The following is a 20,971-nucleotide window of genomic DNA, read 5'->3' as shown; positions in this document are numbered from 1 at the left end:
GTGATGACCGACCTGGCCGCCGCGATCGAGTCACCGGACGCGCGGACACGTGACATCGCGTCCCTGCCGGTACCGGAGTCCTACCGGGCCACCGTGCTGCGCAAGGACGAGCAGCGCATGTTCGACGGAGTCCCGGTCGACGACCGCGAACCCGCGAAGGCCCTGCACGTCGAAGAGGTACCGACCCCGGAACCGGGCCCCGGTGAGGCCCTGATCGCCGTGATGGCGAGTTCCGTCAACTACAACACGGTGTGGAGCGCGCTGTTCTCGCCCGTGCCGACCTTCGCGTTCCTCGAACGGTACGCCCGCACCGGCGGCCCGGCCGCCCGGCACGACCAGCCGTACCACGTGATCGGCTCCGACCTGTCCGGTGTGGTCCTGCGCACCGGTTCCGGCGTGCGGCGCTGGCGGCCCGGTGACCGGGTGGTCGCGCACTGCCTGTCCGTCGAACTGGAGGACGCGGCCGGCCACGATGACACCATGCTCGATCCGGAGCAGCGGATCTGGGGGTTCGAGACCAACTACGGCGGGCTCGCGGACCTCGCGCTGGTCAAGGCCAACCAGCTGATGCCCAAGGCCGGGCACCTGACGTGGGAGGAGGCCGCCGCGCCGGGCCTGGTCAACTCCACCGCCTACCGGCAGCTGGTCTCCCGCAACGGCGCCGCCATGAAGGTCGGCGACACCGTGCTGATCTGGGGCGCGGGCGGCGGTCTCGGGTCGTACGCCACCCAGTACGCGCTGGCGGGCGGCGCGATACCGGTCTGCGTGGTCTCCAGCGAGCAGAAGGCGGAGATCTGCCGGGCGATGGGCGTCGAGGCGATCATCGACCGGAGTGCGGAGAAGTACCGGTTCTGGCGGGACGACGGGACCCAGGACCAGCGGGAGTGGAAGCGGTTCGGCACGCACATCCGCGAACTGACCGGCGGCGACGACGTGGACATCGTCTTCGAGCATCCGGGCCGGGAGACCTTCGGCGCCTCCGTCTACGTGGCCCGCAGGGGCGGCACGATCGTGACCTGTGCCTCCACCTCCGGCTACCGGCACGAGTTCGACAACCGCTACCTCTGGATGCACCTGAAGAGGATCATCGGTTCCCACTTCGCCAACTACCGCGAGGCCTGGGAGGCGAACCGGCTCGTCGTGAAGGGCCGTGTCCACCCCACCCTGTCGCGTACCTATCCGCTGGCCGAGACCGGCCGGGCGGTCACCGACGTGCACCGCAACCGCCACCACGGCAAGGTCGGGGTGCTGTGCCTGGCACCGCGGGAGGGCCTCGGCGTCACCGACCCCGAACTGCGCGAACGCCACGAGCCGGCCATCAACCGGTTCCGCACGGAGTAGGTGTTTGGTCTGAACCATTGACATGTCCACGAACCAGGGCCTTCAATGCGGCACGTCTACGTATGTCTCTCGGCGTTCACGTATGAGGAAGGTCCTGGCATGACGACCCCCCACCCGGACACAGCCTGGCCCCGCACCCTGTTGAGACTCCTCGCCCTGCTCGCCGTGGTGCTCGGCGTCCAGGCCGCACCCGTGCACAGCGCCCGCGCCGCGACGCCCGTCAACGTGATCGCCTTCTACGACGGCACCTACGACGCGGCGCACATCAGCTTCGACCACGAGGCCGCCACCTGGTTCCCGCAGGCCGGCGCCCAGAACGGCTTCACCTACACGCAGACCACGGACTGGAGTCGGCTCAACACGGCGACGCTCGCCAACTACCAGGTGGTCATGTTCCTCGACGACTACCCGCACACCGCGTCCCAGCAGTCCGCCTTCCAGAACTACGTGGCGGGCGGCGGCGGATTCATCGGCTTCCACGTGTCGGCGTACAACGACAACACCAGCGACTGGCCGTGGTACCACAACACGTTCCTTGGCACCGGCACCTTCAAGAGCAACAGCTGGGGCCCCACCTCCGAGACCCTGCAGATCGAGGACCGCAACCACCCGGCGACCGCGAACCTGCCGGCCACCATCACGTCCTCGGTCAGTGAGTGGTACAGCTGGCAGAACGACCTCCGCCAGAACCCGAACATCGACATCCTCGCGTCGATGGCCCAGTCCACCTTCCCGATCGGCACCGACCCCAACCAGACCTGGTACAGCGGCTATTACCCGATCGTCTGGTCCAACCGCAACTACAAGATGGTCTACAACAACTTCGGCCACAACGCGATGGACTACGCGACCAACACCACGCTGTCGTCGACGTTCGGGAGCGCCCAGCAGAACCAGCTGCTGCTCCAGGAGATCAAGTGGGCGTCCGGACAGTCCGGTCCGGTCACCCCGCCGACCGGCAGCACCGGCCCGATCCGCGGCTACGGCGGCAAGTGCGTGGACGTGGCGGGCGCGTCCAGCGCCAACGGCGCCGCCGTCCAGCTCTACGACTGCAACGGGACCGGCGCGCAGAACTGGACGGTCTCCACGTCCGGGACGATCAGCGCGCTCGGCAAGTGCATGGACGTGACCTCGGCGTCCACCGCCAACGGCGCCAAGGTGCAGCTCTACGACTGCAACGGCACCGGATCACAGGTGTGGCAGGCCGGTGCGAACGGCTCCCTGGTCAATCCGCAGTCGGGCAAGTGCCTCGACGCGACCGGCCCCAGCTCCGCCAACGGCACCCGGCTGCAGATCTGGACCTGCGGGGGCTCCGCCAACCAGAGCTGGACGCTGCCGTCCTGACACCCCCGCCCGGACCGGCCGGCCGCCTCGGCGGACCGGTCCGGGCGCCGGGACGTCAGAACAGGGTGCGCACCGGTGTGCCGGCCCGCCAGGCCGCGATGTCCTCGACCGCGTCCCGGTAGAAGACCTCGTACAGGTCCCGGCTGACGTAGCCGATGTGCGGAGTGACCACGGCGTTCGGCAGGGTCCGCAACGGGTGACCGGCCGGCAGCGGCTCCCGGTCGAAGACGTCCAGCGCCGCCGACGCGATCCTCCCCTCGGTCAGCGCGGCGATCAGTGCCGCCTCGTCCACCAGCGGCCCGCGTGAGGTGTTCACCAGGATCGCCGTCGGCTTCATCAGGCCCAGCTCGCGCGCGCCGACCAGCCCTCGGGTCCGCCCGCCGAGGACCAGATGGATGCTCAGCACGTCGGAACCGGCGAACAGTTCGTCCCGCGCGACGTACTCCGCTCCCTTCGCCCGTGCCGCGTCGGGCGTCAGGTTCTGGCTCCAGGCGATGGTCCGCATGCCGAAGGCGCGCCCGACCTCCGCGACCGCGGTCCCGAGCCGGCCGAGGCCGAGCAGCCCGAGGGTGGCGCCGCGCAGGCTCGTGCCCAGCCCCTGCTGCCAGCCGCCCCGGCGCACGGAGTCCACCTGCTGCGGGATGAGGCGCGCCGCGGACAGGATGAGCCCCCAGGTGAGTTCGGCCGTCGGGTGGCCGAAGTAGCCCGTGCCGCAGACGGTGACGCCGGCCCGGCGTGCCGCGTCCAGGTCGATCGCCGCGTTGACCGGCCCGGTGGTCACGAGCAGTTCCAGGTCCGGCAGCCGGTCGAGCGTCGAGGCCGGGAACGGCGTCCGCTCCCGCATGGCGACGACCACCTCGAACCCGGCGAGCGCCGCGACGACCGCCTCCTCGTCCGCGAAGGCGTCCCGGAAGACGTGCACGTCCGCCCCGAGCGCGTCCCAGTCGGCCAGGTCCAGCGCCACGCCCTGGTAGTCGTCCAGGATCGCGATCCTCATACGGTGTCCTCTCGTTCTCGACGGCCGCAGGCCCGCTCCGGCCGGGGGCCGGGCGGCGCACCGCGGGTGCCCGACGGCCGGACGGCGAACCGGCGGCCGGCCGCACGTGCCGGTTGGGTGACCGTCACAGGCCGCGCCATACGTTGTCGAAGGCCGCGTCCTCGATCTCCCGCCGCTGCCGTACTGCGGCCAGCTCCGTCACCGCGCCGTCCACCGCGGCCACCACGGTCACCGTCGCGTCGGGGACGGCGCTCGCGAGGTCCTCGGGCGTCTCGTCCTGGATGCCCACGGCGGCCGCGAACGCGCCGAGCACGGGCTCACCCGACGTCCAGCGCTCCCGCGCCCCGGCGTGCTCGGGGGAGTCGGACGGCTCCGTCCGCCCGGTGGGCAGCGGAAGCCAGCGCCGCCGCTGCCGGGTCACCGTCCCCTCCTCCTCCAGTTCGGCGAGGTAGGCGGCGGACAGGCCGCGCCCGCGGCGCCACAGCCAGTCCTCGACCGACTCGTGGGGCGTATCCCGCTTCAGCGCCGCCACCGCCCCGTCCAGGAGCCGGTCGCCCGTGGGACCCTCGCCGCCGGGCACGATGATCTCGTCGTCGAGGGTGACCGCCCCGGCGCCGAGGAGGTCGACCAGCTCGGCTCCCGCCAGCGCCAGCGAGAGGTCACCCTGCTCGACGGACCGGCCTGCGGCGTCGTACACGGTGACGATGAACAGGTCCCGGGGTGTGGTCATGTCGGACTCCCCAACAGAGATGACGGCAGAGGCGGCTGAGGCCATGGTGGCGCGGAGGTGCACCGTGCCCGGTGCGGGCGCCACGCAGTCTCTCGTGCTTCTGCCCCACAGGTCACTCTTTCCGCCCAGGCGGGACGCCCGCCACGCCGCTTCCGCGCCCTGCCACCACGATGCGCCGCCGTGCCCGGACGCGCAGCCCGGGGCGGGAGCGCCCGCGGGGGCCGGGACGGCGGCCGTCCACAGGGCCGGTGGAGCGCCGGTGCGCGCGCTAGGCTGATCGGCGATCAGAAGCGTGACCTGGGCCGGAGGTGGTGGGACATGACAGCGAGGGCCGAGCCGTCGGCCGCCGTCGGCGCGGGCGGCCGGGACAGCCGGCTGGGCCCGCTGATCATCACCCTCTTCGGGCTGTACGCGCGCGGTGAGCACAACTGGCTCTCCGTGGCCTCGCTGATACGTCTCATGGCCGATCTCGGCGTGGAGGCCCAGGCCGTCCGCTCGGCCGTCTCCCGGCTGAAGCGGCGCGGCGTGCTGCGGAGCGAGCGCCACGAGGGAGCCGCCGGATACGCGGTCGCCGACAGCACGCTGGAGGTGCTGGCGGAGGGCGACATACGCATATTCGAGCGGAACCGGGCCGCGGCCCAGGACGGCTGGCTCGTCGTGGTCTTCTCCGTGCCCGAGTCCGAGCGCGACAAGCGCCACGCCCTGCGCACGGCCCTGACCCGGCTCGGCTTCGGCACCGCGGCTCCCGGCGTGTGGGTGGCTCCCGGTATCCTCGCCGACGAGACCCGCCGCACCCTGCAACGCCTCGGACTGACGCCGTACGTCGACATCTTCACCGGCGACCACTTCGCCTTCGGCGACCTGTCGGCGAAGGTCCGCGCCTGGTGGGACCTCGACGAGCTGACCGCGCTCTACGCGGACTTCCTTGCCCGCTACGGACCGGTCCGCGAGCGCGCCGCGGCGGGCGGGACCGCGCCGCGCGAGGCGTTCGGGATGTACCTTCCGATGCTCACGGAGTGGCGCCGGCTGCCGTACCGCGACCCCGGCCTGCCGCTGTCGCTGCTGCCGCGGGACTGGGACGGCGAGCGGGCCGGCGCGCTCTTCGAGGAACTCGACGGGACACTCCGCGCACCCGCCCGCGAACACGCCCTGTCGGTCATCCACACGGCCTAGCGTCTACGGCCTGATCAGCCGTTCCTCCGGGATCACGGCCACGCCCAGGATCTCGATCATCGCCTCCGGCTGCCAGAGCGCGGTGCAGCCGATGCCCGCCATGGCCGGGTACACCGGTCCCGCGAGCTCCCGCCACACCGTGCCGATCTCCTTGCCGTGGGCCTGGTAGTCGGGGATGTCGGTGAGGTAGATCGTCACGCTCACCAGGTCGGCCGGCTCGCCGCCGGCCGCCCGCAGCGTGGTGAGCACGTTGCCGAACGCCTGGCGGAACTGCTCGACGATCCCGCCCGGAACGATCTTCATGTCGGCGTCGAGCGCCGTCTGGCCGCCCAGGTGGAGCGTGTTTCCCGCGAGCGTTCCGTGCGAGTAGCCGCTCGGGGCGGGCAGTTCGGGCGGGTTCACGGCGACGGGAGTCATGAGGCCTCCGGTTCGGTGGTGTCCGGCTCCGGGCGCACGGCCCGGTGTATTGACAATAAATGACGGCCGTGAAAAATACGAGATAGAGCGCGGTCCGGGTACGGACCGCGTCAGGCTGACGCCCCGCCGGACCTCCACGCACCCCAGGCAAGCCCACGGAAACGGAGCCGTTCCATGGAGCCCGACCTCAGCAAGTACCGACTCGAAGGCGACAGCGAGCTGTACCGGCTGCCCAGCGGCATCGTCGCGCCCGTCGTCACCCGGGCCGGTCAGGAGGACGTGAACACCGCCGACTCGGGCGGCGCCGTCCGCGTGTCGGGCGTCAGCGGCCGGCACACCCCGGCGCGCCGCCTCTGGTACGGCAAGGTCAGCAACGAACCCGGCTACCGCTCGGTCACCCACCACCACGGCGAGGCCGAGACCGGCGGATACGTCCTCTCCGGCCGGGCCCGGATCTACTTCGGCGAGAAGTTCGAGGACTACGTGGACATGGCGGAGGGCGACTGGGTCTTCGTCCCGCCCTTCATGCCGCACGTCGAGTGCAACCTCTCCCGCAGCAAGCCGCTGGTGTGGATGACCACCAGGACCCCGGAGAACATCGTGGTGAACCTTCCCGACGTGGCCGACGCCGACCTGCGCGACTGGCTGAACCGATGACGGCCGCCCCGACCTCCGCGATCGTCACCGCGGCCCTCACCCTCAAGCCCGCCGCTCCCGAGCACTTCGACCTCGCCTTCACCGCCACCACCCAGCCCTGCCCCTGGCCCAAGGCGTACGGCGGCGACCTCGTCGCCCAGGCGGCCGCAGCAGCGATGCGCTCGGTCACCGACGGCAAGTCGCTGCACTCCATGCACAGTTACTTCCTGCGTCCGGCCGACATCGGCGCCGAGGTCCGCTACGAGGTGGAGGTGGTGCGCGACGGCCGCGGCTACAGCACCCGGCAGGTCCGCGGCTACCAGAACGGCAAGGCGCTCTACGTCTGCCTCGCCAACTTCGCGGCGGGCGAGCCGGGCGGCTCCTTCCACGCCGAACCCGCCGGAGAGATCCCCGCCCCGGAGACCCTGCCCAGCTCGGCCGAGTACCTCGCCGAGCGCACCGGCGGCACCATGACCGACGAGTCCAAGGCCTACTGGCGCGGCGGCCGAGGCTTCGACATGCGGCACGTCCCGGGTCCCGTCTACCTCACCGTCGACGGCGAGCGGCTGCCCTACCAGGCGGTCTGGGTGAAACCGTTCGACGCGCTGCGTGCCGTCGAAGGCCTCACCGACGCCCAGCGCGACCTCGCCGCCCTCGCCTACGTCTGCGACTACACGATCCTCGAACCCGTCCTGCGGGTCCTCGGCCTGGCCTGGGCCGATCCCGGACTGGTCACCGCCAGCCTCGACCACGCCATGTGGTTCCACCGCCCCGCGGAGACGGCCGACTGGCTGCTCTACGCCCAGGAGGCGGTGGCCGCCGACGCGGGCCGCGGCCTCGGCACCGGACGCTTCTTCACCCGCGACCGCCGTCACCTCGCCACCGTCGTCCAGGAGGGCATGATCCGCCCTGCCTGACCGCCCGGCGCATGCCGCGGGCGGGCTCCCGGAAGGAACCCCACGTTGGCCGTTCCGCTCTCACCGACCTCGCACCTGGACACCTTCGCCCGGGACCATCTGCCGCCCGCCGCACTGTGGCCCACGATCGAGTTCAGCACACCCGAACTGACCTACCCCGCCCGCCTCAACGCGGCCACCGAACTCATCGACGCGGCCGTCGGCCGCCACGGCCCGCACCGCCCCGCCCTGCGCACCCCCGCCGGCGAGCTGTGGACGTACGGCACCCTGCGCACCCGGGCCAACCAGGTCGCCCAGGTGCTCACCGAGGACCTGGGCCTGGTGCCCGGCCGGCGCGTCCTGCTGCGCGCGCCCAACACCCCCTGGACGGTGGCCTGCTGGCTCGGCGTCCTGAAGGCCGGCGGAGTCGTGGTCACCACCATGGCCGCCCTGCGGGCCCGGGAGATCGTCCCGATCGCCGAACGCACCCGGCCTGCCGTCGCCCTCGCGGACCACCGCTTCGCCGCCGAGATCCGCGCCGCCCTGCCCGGCCTGACCGTGGTCGAGTACGGCGGGTCCGGACCCGACGACCTGGTGACCCGGTGCGCCGCCAAGTCCGGCGAGTTCGACGACGTGGCGACGGCCGCCGACGACGTGGCACTGCTCTGTCCCACCTCCGGGAGCACCGGCGTTCCCAAGATCACCATGCACTTCCACCGGGACGTCCTGTCCATCGACAACACCTTCGGCCGCCACCTGCTGAGGCTGCGCGAGGACGACCTGGTGGCCTGCACCGCGCCGTTCGCCTTCACCTTCGGCCTCGGCATGCTGGTCGTCTTCCCGCTGCGGGCCGGCGCCTGCGCGCTGCTGACCGAGACGGCGACACCGGCCCAGCTCGCCGCCCTGGTCGAGGAGCACGGCGTCACCGTCCTCGCGACGGCGCCCACCGCCTACAAGGCGATCGTCCGCGGCGGCCTGGAAGGACGCCTGAGCGGTGTCCGGATCGGGGTGTCGGCGGGCGAGCACATACCGCTCACCACCTGGCAGGAACTGCGTGACCGCATCGGGCTGAAGGTGATCGACGGCATCGGCGCGACCGAGCTGCTGCACATCTTCATCTCCGCCGCGGGCGACGACATCCGGCCCGGGGCCACCGGGCGTCCGGTGCCCGGCTACCGGGCCGCCGTCCTCGGACTCGACGGCGAGGAGCTGGGTCCGGGCGAGCCCGGGCGGCTCGGCGTCATCGGCCCGGTCGGCTGCCGCTACCTCGACGACAAGCGCCAGCAGGACTACGTCGTGGGCGGCTGGAACGTCACCGGCGACATATTCCACCGCGACGAGGACGGCTACTTCCACTACCACGCCCGCAGCGACAACATGATCGTCTCCTCCGGGTACAACATCGGCGGCCCCGAGGTGGAGGCGGCCATCGACACCCACCCCGACGTCGTCGAGTCGGCGGTCGTGGCACGCCCCGATCCCGAACGCGGCTCGGTGGTCTGCGCCTTCGTCGTCCTGCGGGAGGGCGTCACCGGGGACCCGGCGAAGGCCAGGGAGATCCAGGACCACGTCAAGCAGGTCCTGGCGCCCTACAAGTACCCCCGCGACGTCCGGTTCCACGACGTCCTGCCGCGCAACACCAGCGGAAAGCTCCAGCGGTTCGCGCTCCGCGAGATCATCGAGGCCGAGCAGGCCGCCGGGCAGTGAGAGGAACTCCCTTGAAGATCGCGATCATCGGCGGTGGCCCCGGCGGGCTCTACCTCGCGGCGCTGCTGAAGCAGCTGGACCCCGCCCACGAGATCACCGTGTGGGAGCGCAACGCCCCGGACGACACCTTCGGTTTCGGCGTGGTGTTCTCCGACGAGACGCTCGGCGGCATCGAGAACGCCGACACGGTCTTCTCGGCCGCCATGTCCCGGCGGTTCGCCCGCTGGACGGACATCGACATCCACTACCGGGGCGAGAGCCACACCGTCGGCGGCCAGGGTTTCGCCGCGATGGGCCGCAAGGACCTGCTGCACCTGCTCCAGGAGCGCTGCCGCGAGCTGGGCGTCACCCTGCGCTTCTCCACCCCGGCCCCCGAGGCCGCCGGACTGCGTGCCTCGTACGACCTCGTGGTCGGCGCGGACGGCGTCAACTCGGGCGTGCGCACGGCCCACGCGGACGCCTTCCGCCCCTCCCTGGACCGCCGCCGCAGCAAGTACATGTGGCTGGGCACGGACCGGGTCTTCGAGGCCTTCCAGTTCTTCGTCAAGGAGACCGAGTGGGGTGTCGTGCAGGTCCACGGCTACCCCTACTCCGACACCGGCTCGACGTTCATCGTGGAGATGCACGAGGACGTCTGGCGGCGGGCGGGCTTCGACGCCACCGAGGACGCCGTGTTCGCGCCGGGCGCCTCCGACGAGCGGGCCGTGGCCCGGATCAGGGAGCTGTTCGCCGACGAACTCGGCGGACACCAGGTGTTCGCCAACAACTCCAAGTGGCTGAACTTCACCACCGTCCGCAACGAGCGCTGGCACCACGGCAACCTCGTCCTCATCGGCGACGCGGCCCACACCGCCCACTTCTCCATCGGCTCGGGCACCAAGCTGGCCATGGAGGACGCCCTCGCCCTGGCCGCCTGCCTGCACGAACACCCCGACACCCAGGGCGCGTTGAGCGCCTACGAGAGCGAGCGCCGCCCGGTGGTGGAGTCCACCCAGCGAGCCGCGCAGGCCTCGCTGGAGTGGTTCGAGAACATCGGCAGGTACACCGGCCAGGAACCGACCCAGTTCTGCTTCAACCTGCTCACCCGTTCACGCCGGATCACCTACGACAACCTGCGGACCCGGGACCAGGAGTTCGCCGACCGCGTCGACGCGGCGTTCGCCGCCGCGCAGGGCCTGGAGACCGGGGCGCCCGCGATGTTCCAGCCGTTCCGCATCGGGCGGCTGGAGCTGAAGAACCGGGTGGTCGTCTCCCCGATGGACATGTACTCCGCCGTCGACGGCGTGCCCGGCGACTTCCACCTGGTCCACCTCGGCTCCAAGGCGATGGGCGGGGCGGGGCTGGTGATGACGGAGATGGTCTGCGTCTCGCCCGAGGGCCGCATCACGCCGGGCTGCACGGGCCTGTGGAACGACGAACAGCTCCGTTCCTGGCAGCGGATCGTCTCCTTCGTCCACGACCGCAGCACCGCCCGGATCGGCCTCCAGCTCGGCCACTCAGGACGCAAGGGCTCGACCCGCCTGATGTGGGAGGGCATGGACGAACCGCTCGCCGAGGACAACTGGGAGGTCGTCGGCCCGTCCGCGCTGCCCTACGGCCCCGGCTCGCCCGTTCCCCGTGAGCTGACCCGCTCCGCCCTCGACGCCCTCACGGCCGACTTCGTCGCCGCGGCCCGCCGGGGCGCCGAGGCCGGCTTCGACCTCCTCGAACTCCACTGCGCCCACGGCTACCTGCTCTCCTCCTTCCTGTCGCCGCTCGCCAACCGGCGCACGGACCGGTACGGCGGCTCGGCGGCGAACCGGCTGCGGTTCCCGCTGGAGGTCTTCGACGCGGTCCGGGCCGTCTGGCCCGCCGAGCGGCCGATGACCGTGCGGATCTCCGCCACCGACTGGGCCCCCGACGGCACCACCGAGGACGACGCCGTGGAGATCGCCCGTGCCTTCATCGCGCACGGCGCGGCCGCCATCGACGTCTCCACCGGCCAGGTCACCAAGGACGAGCGCCCCGCCTACGGCCGCTCCTATCAGACCCCCTTCGCCGACCGGATCCGCCACGAGGCGGCCGCCGGGACCGGCGCCGCGGTGATCGCGGTCGGCGCCATCGCCTCCTGGGACGACGTGAACTCGATCCTGCTGGCGGGCCGCGCCGACCTGTGCGCCGTGGGACGCACCCATCTGTACGACCCGCACTGGACCCTGCACGCGGCCGCCGACCAGGAGTACCGCGGCCCGGCCGCCGCATGGCCGGTCCAGTTCGGGGCCGGCAGCCGCAAGCCGCCCACCGCGCGCACCGACGCGGTCCGCCCGCGGCTGTCCCTGCTGCGGGCCGATCCGGCGGGGGAGAGCGTCCACCTGCGGTGGAAGCCCCTGGGGGACGGAGTGCCGGTGGTCGGGTGACGCCGGCCGGCGCGCACGGGCCGGCTCTTCGCCGTGGACGACGGGCGGCCCTCCGGGCTGCCCGTGCGGCCGTCGCAGACCCCTCGGCGATCATGGCGAACCGCCCGGTTCCGACCCCGGAAAAAGCCCCGAACGCGTGACGCCACCCATAGGAGCCAGGTCACATCCTATCGGCGATCGTAGACGGACAACGCCCTGAACATGGCACAAGAGGCATCAAAACGGGCATTACGGCGTTTTATACGAAGTTACGTAGTACGTCACATCATTGCGCCGCGCTCCGAAGGCCGCTAACCATTGCTCTCGTCGCCGGGAGACAGGCGATGGAGCCGAGCGGATCCCCGCCGGGTCCGCCCACTCCCGCCGGTTGTACGGGGCTCCGCCCCACGCCGCCGCACACCGCGGCCGGCGCCGACGCCGTCCCCACCGGAGATTCGCTCACATGACCATGACCACCCGCACCCGCATCGCTCGCCTCCGCACCATCGGCCTGGCCGGTATCGCCACCACCGGTGCCGCGGCGGCAGCCCTCACCCTCATGCCGACGACCGCCCAGGCCGCCGAGATGACGCAGGCGCACACCACCGCGGTCACGGCCTCCAGCAACGACACCCAGAAGTCGGGCTATGGCAACAACCTCGACGGCTGGATCAAGCAGTCCCTGCAGATCATGAAGTCCAAGGGCATCCCGGGCAGCTACGACGGCCTCAAGCGCAACATCATGCGCGAGTCCGGCGGCAACCCCGGCGCGCAGAACAACTGGGACGTCAACGCGCAGAAGGGCACCCCCTCCAAGGGCCTGCTCCAGGTGATCGACCCCACCTTCAACGCGTACCACGTCAAGGGCACCGCGAACAGCGTCACCGACCCGGTGGCCAACATCACCGCGGCCGCCAACTACGCCGCCCACCGCTACGGCTCGATCGACAACGTCAACTCCGCGTACTGAGCGCCGCGGTGACTCATCGGGCCGGTTCCGGCCCGGCGCGCCGCAGCTGAGAAGCGCGGCCCCGGGCGTCGGCGAACCCCTCGCCGACCGGCCCGCCCGGGAAGCCGATCGCCCCCGGGGAGCCGACCGGCCCGCCCGGGAAACGGGGGAGCGCGAGCGGTGGCGCGCTGCGATACTCCACCGATGATCAACGTTCCCGCCGCCGCGCTGGACTCCCTGTCCGGGCTCGCGTTCGGAGACGCCTTCGGCGACCGCTGGTTCGCCGTCCTGCGTCACGAGGGCCCGGCCGTCCTGGAGTCCAGGACCCTGCCCGCCGAAGCGCCGTGGCGCTGGAGCGACGACACCGCCCAGGCGGTCGTCCTCGTACGGGAACTCGTCCGGGGCGACGGCACCGTCGACCAGGACCGCCTCGCCCTGAGCCTCGCCGCGGCCTACGCCGAGGACACGCACCGCGGCTACGGCGCCTCCATGCACGACGTGCTCCGCCGGATCGGCGCGGGCGAGCCCTGGCAGCACGTGGTCGCCGGACAGTTCGGCGGCCAGGGCTCCTGGGGCAACGGCGCCGCCATGCGTGCCGCCCCGCTCGGGGCCTGGCACGCCGCCGACCTCGACGCGGCCGCCGAGCAGGCCGCCCGCCAGAGCGCCGTCTCGCACCACCACCCGGAGGCCGTCACCGCCGCGGTGGCGGTCGCCCTGGCCGCCGCGCTGGCCGCCCGCAGCCGGAGCGGACCCGCCCCGGCCGGCCCCGACCTCCTCCTGGCCGTCGCCGAACGGCTTCCCGACAGCGATGTCAGGTCCGGGCTGCGGATCGCGGCGCGCCTGCCGGAGCACACCTCGGTCCGGCACGCCGCGGAGGTCCTCGGCTCCGGCTACCGGATGTCGGGACCCGACACCGTCCCCTACGCCCTGTGGTGCGCCGCCCGCCACCTCGACGACCTGCACGAGGGCCTGTGGTCCACGGTCGCCGGGCGCGGCGACATCGACACCACCTGCGCCGTCGCGGGCGGAGTGATCGCCGCCCGCACGGGTGTCGCCGCCCTCCCGCCGGCCTGGCACGCGGCCCGCGAACCACTGCCGTCGGACATGACGGCCTAGGAACGTGCGGTCAGGGCTCCCGGTGCTCGTGCGCCGCAGTCTCCAGGGCCGCGGCCTCCGCCTCGGCGATCCGGGTCTCCGCCTCGACGTCGATCGACCGGGTCAGCCACCAGTACAGCAGCGCCGACACCGGCAGTCCGACGAACAGGGAGATGTCGGCGCCGTCGAGCGCCTTGGCGGCCGGTCCCACGAACAGCGTCCCGACGGAGAAGAACGGGATCATCACCGCGAACCCGACGAGGTAGGAGACGATCCCCTGCCAGCCCCAACGGCCGTAGATGCCGTTCGGTTTGAAGATCTCGGCGATCGCGTAGTGGCCGCGGCGCACCACGTAGTAGTCCATCAGGTTGACCGAGGTCCACGGGATGAACAGGTAGAGCACGAGCAGCAGGAAGTTGTTGAAGTTCGTCAGGAAGTTCGAGGTGGCCGCGAGCGCGCCGATCAGCGAGAGCGCCGCGGTCACGCCGATGGTGAGCAGCCGCACGCCGAGCGTCGGCCGCACCCGCTTGAACGAGTCGATGGCGCTGATCAGCGTCAGCGAACCGCCGTACATGTTCAGCGCGGTGACGGAGATCAGGCCGAGCGCGGCGAAGAGCAGCACGATCGCGCCGAACCCGTCGAAGACCTTGTCGCCGGCGGCGTTGATGGACGGGATCGTGTCGAAGCTGTCGCCCGCCCAGGCGGCCAGCAGCGTCCCGAGCACCATCAGCCAGATGCCGCCGAGCGCCGAGCCGAAGTACGTCCAGTAGAACGTCTTGCGGACGGTCACGTCCGGCGGCAGGTAGCGGGAGTAGTCCGAGACGTAGATGGCCCAGCTGATCTGGTAGCCGGCGACCACGCCGAACTGCGCGAGGAACGGCGTCCACTTGAAGCCGCCGAGGTCGAATGAGCCCGCCGGATAGTGCAGGGTGACCAGGACGCCGACGGTGAAGATCCCGAAGATGACCAGGAACGTGTAGGTCAGGAACCGCTCCGCCTTGTGGATGATGTCGTAGCCCACCAGGGCGATGACGAAGGCGACGACCGTCACCACGATCACCCACAGCTTCACCCCGCCGTGGATCGTGGCGTCCAGCGACTCACCGGCCAGGCTGGTGTTGAACACGTTGAACCCCGCGTACTGCACGTACGCGAACAGCCACACCAGCAGCGCCCCGACGTAGCCGAACTGGGGCCGCGACTGGATCATCTGCGGCAGCCCCAGCTGGGGCCCCTGCGCCGAGTGGAAGGCCATGAAGAAGGTGCCGATGACGGTGCCCGCGACGATCGCCAGCAGCGACCAGATCAGGTTGCCGCCCTCCGTGATGCTGATCAGCCCCACGGCCAGGGTGGCGATCTGCGCGTTCGACATGAACCACAGCGGACCCAGGTGCCACAGCTTGCCGTGCCGCTCGTCCAGCGGCACGTAGTCGATGGACCGGACCTCCAGACCGCTCACCCGCGGTTCCGCCGATGTGCTCATGGCACCTCCCAAAGGACCCGTCCGTCACTCCGATCACATTCTTCCCCCGGAAGTGCCCGGATGAGGCCTGCGGATTCCGTTGTCCGCACCCCGCTGCCCGCCTCGTCCGGGGACCTGTTGTCCTGCTCACAATGCGCCCGGAAACGCCCGATTCGTGGCGGCCGTCACGTCGCGGACCGGGCATTTTGTCTATGTTCGCAGTTCTGTGTCCCTCCGACCTGAACTGCCGAGGCCCCGCATGCTCAACCGCACCCTCGCCGTCGTGGCCACGGCGGTCACCCTGGTGGCCGGCGCCACGCCCGCGGCCCTCGCGGCCACCTCCGGCTCCGGCCCCGCGACCTTCCGCTCGGCCGTGCGGGCACCCGCCGAGGCACGCGTGTCCGCCGCCGTCCTCGACCTCGACGCGGGCGGCCGCACGCCCGCCGTCTACGGCGACGACACCCCGTACGACACCGCGAGCATCGTCAAGGTCGACATCCTCGCCTCGCTGCTGCTCCATGCGCGTGACCACCAGCGCTCGCTGACCGCACGGGAGAGCGCCCTGGCGCAGGTGATGACCCGCGACAGCGACAACGACGCGGCCAACGCCCTGTGGCACTCGATCGGCGGCGCGCCCGGCCTGGCGTCGGCGAACAAGCGGCTGGGACTGACCTCGACCACGCCCGGCACCGCAGGCCGCTGGGGCCTGACCCGGACCACGGCGGGCGATCAGATACGACTGCTCAGCACGGTCTTCGGACCCGGCCCGACCCCGCTCGACACCGCCTCCCGGAACCGGATCGCGAGCCTGATGACCGAGATCGCCGCCGACCAGTCCTGGGGCGTCTCGGCCGCCGCCGACGCCGGATGGGCGCTGAAGAACGGCTGGCTCGAACGCACCACCACGGGCCGGTGGGACATCAACAGCGTCGGGCGCGTCACCTCGGGCGGCCACCACTACCTCGTCGCCGTCCTCTCCAACGGCAACGCGTCCATGCCGGACGGCGTGCAGCTCGTCGAACGAGCCGCCCGTACGGCCGTCACCACCGCGGCGGCGCACTGACCCCCTTGGCCCAGCGCACCCCGCCCGCCGCCCGGATTGCCCCTAACGTGCACTAGAGGTGCCCTCACGCGCACCCGAGGTGACGGAGGCAGGCAACGGGAGGCGCGGTGGCGGGTGCGGGCGGGCGGAGCCGGGCACCCGGGGCCCGGAACGCGGTGCGGGGCACCACCCGGCCCACCCGGGCCCCGCGGCCCCAAGTGCGTCCCCGCGGCGACCGCGCCGGCGCGGTCGTCGTCCCCGCCCTGCGGATCGCCGCCGCCTACGCCTGGCGGCTCATCGTGCTCGGCATCGTCGTCTACGGCGTCTTCATGGTCCTGGGCCGCTTCCAGCTGATCGCCGTCGCCCTCTTCCTCGGCCTGGTCATCACCTCGGTGCTGCGTCCGGTCACCGACGTGCTCGGCCGCCTGCTGCCCAGACCCCTGGCCGTCGCCGTCAGCCTGGTCGGCAGCATCTGCGTCTTCTTCGGGCTGCTGGCGCTCGTCGGCAACGCGGTCGCCCAGGAGTCGGCGACGCTGGCCGACGAGTTCCGCGGCGGCATCCACCGCATCGAGGTCTGGCTCCAGCGTCCGCCCTTCCGGCTCGGGCCCGGTGCCCTGTCGCACCTCCAGCAACAGGTCGTGAACTACATCCAGGCCCACCGTTCCAACCTGGCCAGCCAGGCGCTCAGCGGCTTCGGCACCCTCGTCGAACTGGTCACCGGGGGAGCGCTCGCGCTGTTCGCCTCCGTCTTCTTCATCAACTCCGGCGAACGGCTGTGGGCGTGGACCAGCCGCGAGCTGCTGCCCGCCGGTGCCCGCGGCGCGTGGGAGCGGGCGGGACACGCCGCCTGGCGGACGTTCGCCGGATACACCCGCGGCATCATCATCGTGGCCGCCACCAACGCCGTCCTCGTCGGCATCGCGCTCGTGGTGCTGCGGGTGCCGCTCGCGCTCCCCCTGACCCTGCTGGAGTTCTTCGCCGCGTTCGTCCCGCTGGTCGGCTCACCGGTCGCCCTGGGCGTGGCCACCGTGGTCGCGCTGGCCGGGCGCGGTCCGCTCACCGCGGTCGGCGTCCTCGTGCTGATCGTCGTCATCGGCCAGCTGGAGGGGCACGTGCTGCACCCCCTGGTGATGAGCTGGGCGGTGCGCCTGCACCCGCTCGTGGTCGCCGTCTCCGTCATCGCGGGCAGCATCGTCGCGGGCGTGATCGGCGCCGTCGTGGCCGTGCCGTTCGTGTCGGTGGTCTGGGCGGTGGTGCGGGCCCTGCGCCCCGCACCACCCTGACCCGGCGTTTCCCGGTTCAGCCGCCCTCCGTGTCCCGGGACCGGACACCGCCGCCGCACCCGGGCCGGCGGAATACCGGCGGTGTCCGCCGCCGTTCCGCGTCGAGGAACCGCCGCCCGACGGACCCGGTGCCGCCGCGAGCGCGGAGAAGGCATCCCGGATGCGATCCGCGATCCCCGGTGTTCGAAAATCGGAGTCCACGTCTCGGCAAGGAGCACGATGACCACCCTCGACACGGCCGCGGCGGCGGTGCGCACCGCCCTGCTGGAGGACTTCTCCCTGGAGATGACCGGCAAGGACGTCACCAAGCTGGAGGAGGCCCACGACACCATCCCGCAGGGCACCCGCATCAACGTCACCTTCCTCGGCAACGAGGACCTGCCGACGCGGCTGGCGGCGGCCCGCGCGGTCAAGCGGCTCGGATTCGTGCCCGTGCCGCACTTCTCCGCCCGGCGGCTCGGCTCCCGCGCCGACTTCGAGGCGTTCCTCACCGGCCTGCGCGCCGACGGCAGCTGCGACAACGTCTTCGCCGTCGGAGGTGACCCGGCCGGCCCCGAGGGCCCGTACGAGGACTCCCTCTCCCTGATCGAGTCCGGCCTGCTCCGGGAGTACGGCGTACGGCACGTCGGCGTCAGCGGCTACCCGGAGGGCCATCCCGTCATACCCGACGACGTGTTGTGGTCGGTGCTCCGCGACAAGAGCGCCGCTCTCGCCGCGCAGGGCCTGGACGGCGGGATCATCACCCAGTTCGGCTTCGACGTGGACCCCGTGCTGGCCTGGATCGAACAGGTCCGCGACGCGGGCATCACGCTCCCGGTCCGCGTCGGCGTCCCCGGTCCGGCCGGTGTGCGCCGCCTGCTGGGCTACGCGGCCAGGTTCGGCGTCGGCACCAGCACCGCCATCGCCAGGAAGTACGGCCTCTCGCTCACCAACCTGATGGGCACCGCGGGTCCCGACCGGTTCCTGCACGCCCTCGCCGAGGGCTACGACCCGGTGCGCCACGGCGACGTGAAGATCCACTTCTATACGTTCGGCGGACTGCGGGCCACCTCCGAATGGATCACCCGGTTCCGGGCCGACCACCACCTGTGAGCCCCGCAGGGCAGAGCTGCTACGCGGCGTCCGGGCGGGGGTCGCTCCCGGCGTACCAGGCGACGACCGGCGGTACTACGCGGCCGCACCGGGGCATGCCGCGGGCGTCGGTCAGTCCCAGCCTGCCGACCAGCAGGCCGTCCCGCACGGCCGCCTCCGCGACCGGGCCGGGGACCGCGTCGAGCATCAGCTTGGCCCGGCGGAACATGGTGAAGCCGCCGCCCTCGTCCACGGTCCCCCAGGACAGGTAGACGAACCTCCCGCCCGGACCGCCCTGGACGTAGGGCCCCGTGAAGTCGACGCCCGTGGCCGCGTCCGCCGCGGTGCAGGGCAGTGTCCAGGCAGCGGACGAGGCGTCACCCGGCTGCGGATCGAGCAGTTCGGCCGGACGGTTCCGGCGCTGTACGGCGACGTGAAGGGCGTCGTACAGCGAGAAAGCGCTGTCTGCCGGGGCCGGGCAGGAGCGGCCCGGCAGGTCTCTCGCCTCGATACGGATCTCCATGGAGGCCATCATCGCCGAAGCGGCCGCGGGACCCACGGGGCCTGCCGGTGAACCGTGGGTGGCGTCCACCGGCCGGCGTGCGTGGTCAGCGCCTGGTGTGGTGGTCAGCGCCTGGTGTAGATGAAGCCGACCTTGTCGAGTTCGTCACCGGAGCGGCCGTGGAAGCCGGCGATCTGCCAGCCCGACGGCGCGGTGCGGGTCACGCAGTCCGAGGTCGTCGTACCACCGGCGAGGGTGCGGCCGAGGCTGGTGGTGAACCTGGCGTAGAAGACGCGGGTGGTGTTGCTGTACTTGCCCTCGCACAGGTACGCCGTGGTCACGTACTCGCCGCTGCCCAGCGTCAGCGAGGTCGTCGTGCCGCCGGTGCCGCCATGGGTGAGCGTGGTGCCGTCGGCCAGCGTGATGCCGACCTGGTCGACGCGGGAGCCCGCGCGCAGCGAGACGGCGGTGGCACGGGCGCCGGCCGGGACGCGCGGAAGATCCTGGTAGTAGTCGCCGTGCGGGCCGCCGAACTGGTCGCTGAGCTGGAAGTCCGGGTTCTGCGACCACGAGAAGCCGACCGCGATCGGGTCGTGGTCGGAGAGCATCAGCCCGTCGGAGGTGAGGAATCCGGCGTGCTCGTTGGCGTACGAGGTCGCGTTCAGCGTGACCAGCCTGCTGCCGCGGTACAGGACCTTGTCGACCACCTCGCAGGTGTCGGGCACGGTCGGCCCGCTCTGGTCGCAGACCAGCGGATCGCTGCCCTTGGCCGGTGCGCTGCCGCCGCGGACGAGCCGGACCCACGCGTCGGTCAGTCCGTTGGCGGAGGCGAACTCCGCGATGGTGTCGGCGGCGCGGGTGTAGCGGGTGTTGGTGTCACCCATGACCACGACGGCGTTCCCGGCCGAGTGGGCCGAGATGAACGACGTCAGCTGGCTGAGGTTGTCGGCACGGGACGCCTCGTCGCCGTCGTTGGTGCCCGCGTTGGTGTGCAGGTTGTAGAAGTCGACGTAGACACCCTCGGCGAGCCGCTCGCGCATGAAGGTGAACCCCTTGGGGGTCAGGCAGTCACCCGAGTCGAGTTGGCAGGAGTTCCAGCGCACGCGCTCGAAGTCGTCGGCGTCCCAGGGCAGGTCGGAGACGGTGTTGAGCCCGCTGCCGATCCCCGCGCCACCGCTGGTCGCGGTGCGGTACGGGTGGGTGTCCGTGGCGTACAGGTACGCGTGGTAGTTGAAGTCCTCCTGGACGTTGACGACGTCGTACGGGGCGAGCCGCCCGCCGATCTCCGTGGTGCTGGTGTCGCGCGGTGTGGACGCGCTCGACAACGACTCCGGAAGCCCGGCGACGTTGTACGTGAGCACGGTGAACGTGCCCGAGCCGGCCGCCTCGGCCGGAGTGGCCGTCGCCGTGAGCCCGCCGAGGGCGGCGACCGCGGCCGCCAGGCAGGCAACGAGTCTGCGCATGAGGGTGTCTCCTACGGGGAGGGTGCGCCGAGAGAGTGTGGACATGCCAAAAGGCACGCCAAAACGTAGTGGCAAACGCTTTCTCCGGGCCAGTGCCGTGACCGGCCGATCGAGGAATTCCGCGGGGCGGGGGGACGATCGTTCCGATGGCCCCCGTCCGGCCGCTGACTGTTACTCACTTTCGGGTGAGCGGGGCCGGTTCGGGGGTGGTGCGCGGTCCGGGAGGGGCCGGACGGGGCCGCTGTTCGCACGGGTTCCGGGCCTCTGGCCAGAATAAATAGGTTTATTCAGGTGATAAATGGACGTTACAGCCGAGAGTCATAGCAAAGCGAAGGATCGGTAATGGGCGCGGTGTGTGCTCCGCGTGTCCCGCGGGCCCGTTGCAAGGTGTGGCTGCGCGGCCGCCCGGCCGTCGCCTCGCACCACACACCCGCTCGCGGGCCGCGGCTTCGTGCCGTCCGCGCGAGGGTGTGCCCGACCCCGTAAAG

Annotated in this window: 18 protein-coding genes; 12 read left to right on the top strand and 6 right to left on the bottom strand. The window is 71.7% G+C overall.

The window, feature by feature from the left end; all coding sequences use genetic code 11:
- The first annotated feature begins 3 nt into the window (after positions 1-3).
- Both ccrA and ACIQOE_RS33095 read left to right on the top strand, forming a co-directional pair.
- A complete protein-coding gene (ccrA, locus tag ACIQOE_RS33100; protein WP_401415389.1) occupies positions 4-1,341 on the top strand; it encodes a crotonyl-CoA carboxylase/reductase in 1,338 nt (445 codons plus the stop codon).
- Positions 1,342-1,440: 99 nt separating this feature from the next.
- On the top strand, positions 1,441-2,685 hold the full coding sequence (locus ACIQOE_RS33095) for a ThuA domain-containing protein (RefSeq protein ID WP_365556806.1): 1,245 nt from the start codon (positions 1,441-1,443) through the stop codon (positions 2,683-2,685).
- A gap of 55 nt (positions 2,686-2,740) precedes the next feature.
- On the opposite strand, the gene ACIQOE_RS33090 is transcribed toward ACIQOE_RS33095, so the two are convergent.
- Both ACIQOE_RS33090 and ACIQOE_RS33085 read right to left on the bottom strand, forming a co-directional pair.
- Positions 2,741-3,682 (bottom strand): D-2-hydroxyacid dehydrogenase family protein, encoded by a 942-nt coding sequence (locus tag ACIQOE_RS33090; RefSeq protein WP_365574546.1) that lies wholly within the window; start codon positions 3,680-3,682, stop codon positions 2,741-2,743.
- A gap of 124 nt (positions 3,683-3,806) precedes the next feature.
- Positions 3,807-4,412, bottom strand: coding sequence for a GPP34 family phosphoprotein (locus ACIQOE_RS33085; protein WP_351323206.1), 606 nt, complete (start codon positions 4,410-4,412; stop codon positions 3,807-3,809).
- Positions 4,413-4,730: 318 nt separating this feature from the next.
- On the opposite strand from ACIQOE_RS33085, the gene ACIQOE_RS33080 reads away from it, so the two are divergent.
- Positions 4,731-5,585 carry a PaaX family transcriptional regulator C-terminal domain-containing protein gene (locus tag ACIQOE_RS33080; RefSeq protein WP_365574543.1) on the top strand — a complete coding sequence of 285 codons (855 nt, stop codon included), beginning with the start codon at positions 4,731-4,733 and terminating at the stop codon, positions 5,583-5,585.
- Positions 5,586-5,588: 3 nt separating this feature from the next.
- Here ACIQOE_RS33080 and ACIQOE_RS33075 read toward each other — a convergent pair whose 3' ends face one another.
- A complete protein-coding gene (locus tag ACIQOE_RS33075; RefSeq protein ID WP_362177530.1) occupies positions 5,589-6,002 on the bottom strand; it encodes a RidA family protein in 414 nt (137 codons plus the stop codon).
- Positions 6,003-6,176: 174 nt separating this feature from the next.
- Here ACIQOE_RS33075 and ACIQOE_RS33070 point away from each other — a divergent pair, with 174 nt between their 5' ends.
- The 6 genes from ACIQOE_RS33070 to ACIQOE_RS33045 all read left to right on the top strand — a co-directional run bounded on the left by ACIQOE_RS33070 (position 6,177) and on the right by ACIQOE_RS33045 (position 13,681).
- A complete protein-coding gene (locus ACIQOE_RS33070; protein WP_351323209.1) occupies positions 6,177-6,659 on the top strand; it encodes a cupin domain-containing protein in 483 nt (160 codons plus the stop codon).
- Positions 6,656-7,555 (top strand): acyl-CoA thioesterase, encoded by a 900-nt coding sequence (locus ACIQOE_RS33065; RefSeq protein ID WP_401415385.1) that lies wholly within the window; start codon positions 6,656-6,658, stop codon positions 7,553-7,555. The genes ACIQOE_RS33070 and ACIQOE_RS33065 overlap by 4 nt, the downstream gene beginning before the upstream one ends.
- A 45-nt stretch (positions 7,556-7,600) precedes the next feature.
- Entirely contained in the window at positions 7,601-9,241 is a 1,641-nt protein-coding gene (locus ACIQOE_RS33060) for an AMP-binding protein (RefSeq protein WP_362641243.1), read from the top strand.
- A gap of 11 nt (positions 9,242-9,252) precedes the next feature.
- Complete coding sequence (locus ACIQOE_RS33055) at positions 9,253-11,637, top strand: bifunctional salicylyl-CoA 5-hydroxylase/oxidoreductase (RefSeq protein ID WP_401415383.1); 2,385 nt, start codon at positions 9,253-9,255, stop codon at positions 11,635-11,637.
- Positions 11,638-12,079: 442 nt separating this feature from the next.
- Complete coding sequence (locus ACIQOE_RS33050; protein WP_390633184.1) at positions 12,080-12,586, top strand: transglycosylase SLT domain-containing protein; 507 nt, start codon at positions 12,080-12,082, stop codon at positions 12,584-12,586.
- A gap of 183 nt (positions 12,587-12,769) precedes the next feature.
- On the top strand, positions 12,770-13,681 hold the full coding sequence (locus ACIQOE_RS33045; RefSeq protein WP_401415381.1) for an ADP-ribosylglycohydrolase family protein: 912 nt from the start codon (positions 12,770-12,772) through the stop codon (positions 13,679-13,681).
- A gap of 10 nt (positions 13,682-13,691) precedes the next feature.
- Here the strand turns inward: ACIQOE_RS33045 and ACIQOE_RS33040 are convergent, their stop codons facing one another.
- Positions 13,692-15,143, bottom strand: a complete 1,452-nt coding sequence (locus ACIQOE_RS33040; RefSeq protein ID WP_351323214.1) for a cytosine permease — start codon at positions 15,141-15,143, stop codon at positions 13,692-13,694.
- A gap of 238 nt (positions 15,144-15,381) precedes the next feature.
- Between ACIQOE_RS33040 and ACIQOE_RS33035 the strand changes: the two genes are divergently transcribed.
- The 3 genes from ACIQOE_RS33035 to ACIQOE_RS33025 all read left to right on the top strand — a co-directional run bounded on the left by ACIQOE_RS33035 (position 15,382) and on the right by ACIQOE_RS33025 (position 18,539).
- Entirely contained in the window at positions 15,382-16,185 is an 804-nt protein-coding gene (locus ACIQOE_RS33035) for a serine hydrolase (protein ID WP_401415475.1), read from the top strand.
- A 197-nt stretch (positions 16,186-16,382) separates the two neighbouring features.
- A complete protein-coding gene (locus ACIQOE_RS33030) occupies positions 16,383-17,447 on the top strand; it encodes an AI-2E family transporter (RefSeq protein WP_365574684.1) in 1,065 nt (354 codons plus the stop codon).
- Positions 17,448-17,666: 219 nt separating this feature from the next.
- Positions 17,667-18,539, top strand: a complete 873-nt coding sequence (locus tag ACIQOE_RS33025; protein WP_365556831.1) for a methylenetetrahydrofolate reductase — start codon at positions 17,667-17,669, stop codon at positions 18,537-18,539.
- A gap of 19 nt (positions 18,540-18,558) precedes the next feature.
- Here the strand turns inward: ACIQOE_RS33025 and ACIQOE_RS33020 are convergent, their stop codons facing one another.
- Positions 18,559-19,041 (bottom strand): DUF5990 family protein, encoded by a 483-nt coding sequence (locus tag ACIQOE_RS33020; protein WP_401415378.1) that lies wholly within the window; start codon positions 19,039-19,041, stop codon positions 18,559-18,561.
- Positions 19,042-19,145: 104 nt separating this feature from the next.
- Entirely contained in the window at positions 19,146-20,483 is a 1,338-nt protein-coding gene (locus tag ACIQOE_RS33015; RefSeq protein ID WP_401415376.1) for a jacalin-like lectin, read from the bottom strand.
- Positions 20,484-20,971 lie beyond the last annotated feature (488 nt).

The sequence above is a fragment of the Streptomyces sp. NPDC091282 genome, assembly GCF_044757385.1.
Taxonomy (GTDB): Bacteria; Actinomycetota; Actinomycetes; order Streptomycetales; family Streptomycetaceae; genus Streptomyces; species Streptomyces gramineus.
Note: the sequence above shows the minus strand (reverse complement) of the source record. Positions and strands in the feature narration are given on the sequence as shown.

Excerpts from the sequence above, each read along its gene's own strand:
- ACIQOE_RS33065 (WP_401415385.1), top strand. The coding sequence starts at position 6,656 with ATGACGGCCGCCCCGACCTCCGCGATCGTCACCGCGGCCCTCACCCTC.
- ACIQOE_RS33045 (WP_401415381.1), top strand. The coding sequence starts at position 12,770 with ATGATCAACGTTCCCGCCGCCGCGCTGGACTCCCTGTCCGGGCTCGCG.
- ACIQOE_RS33040 (WP_351323214.1), bottom strand. The coding sequence starts at position 15,143 with ATGAGCACATCGGCGGAACCGCGGGTGAGCGGTCTGGAGGTCCGGTCC.
- ACIQOE_RS33025 (WP_365556831.1), top strand. The coding sequence starts at position 17,667 with ATGACCACCCTCGACACGGCCGCGGCGGCGGTGCGCACCGCCCTGCTG.
- ACIQOE_RS33035 (WP_401415475.1), top strand. The coding sequence starts at position 15,382 with ATGCTCAACCGCACCCTCGCCGTCGTGGCCACGGCGGTCACCCTGGTG.
- ACIQOE_RS33095 (WP_365556806.1), top strand. The coding sequence starts at position 1,441 with ATGACGACCCCCCACCCGGACACAGCCTGGCCCCGCACCCTGTTGAGA.
- ccrA (WP_401415389.1), top strand. The coding sequence starts at position 4 with ATGACCGACCTGGCCGCCGCGATCGAGTCACCGGACGCGCGGACACGT.
- ACIQOE_RS33015 (WP_401415376.1), bottom strand. The coding sequence starts at position 20,483 with ATGCGCAGACTCGTTGCCTGCCTGGCGGCCGCGGTCGCCGCCCTCGGC.
- ACIQOE_RS33085 (WP_351323206.1), bottom strand. The coding sequence starts at position 4,412 with ATGACCACACCCCGGGACCTGTTCATCGTCACCGTGTACGACGCCGCA.
- ACIQOE_RS33050 (WP_390633184.1), top strand. The coding sequence starts at position 12,080 with ATGACCATGACCACCCGCACCCGCATCGCTCGCCTCCGCACCATCGGC.
- ACIQOE_RS33020 (WP_401415378.1), bottom strand. The coding sequence starts at position 19,041 with ATGGAGATCCGTATCGAGGCGAGAGACCTGCCGGGCCGCTCCTGCCCG.
- ACIQOE_RS33070 (WP_351323209.1), top strand. The coding sequence starts at position 6,177 with ATGGAGCCCGACCTCAGCAAGTACCGACTCGAAGGCGACAGCGAGCTG.
- ACIQOE_RS33080 (WP_365574543.1), top strand. The coding sequence starts at position 4,731 with ATGACAGCGAGGGCCGAGCCGTCGGCCGCCGTCGGCGCGGGCGGCCGG.
- ACIQOE_RS33075 (WP_362177530.1), bottom strand. The coding sequence starts at position 6,002 with ATGACTCCCGTCGCCGTGAACCCGCCCGAACTGCCCGCCCCGAGCGGC.
- ACIQOE_RS33090 (WP_365574546.1), bottom strand. The coding sequence starts at position 3,682 with ATGAGGATCGCGATCCTGGACGACTACCAGGGCGTGGCGCTGGACCTG.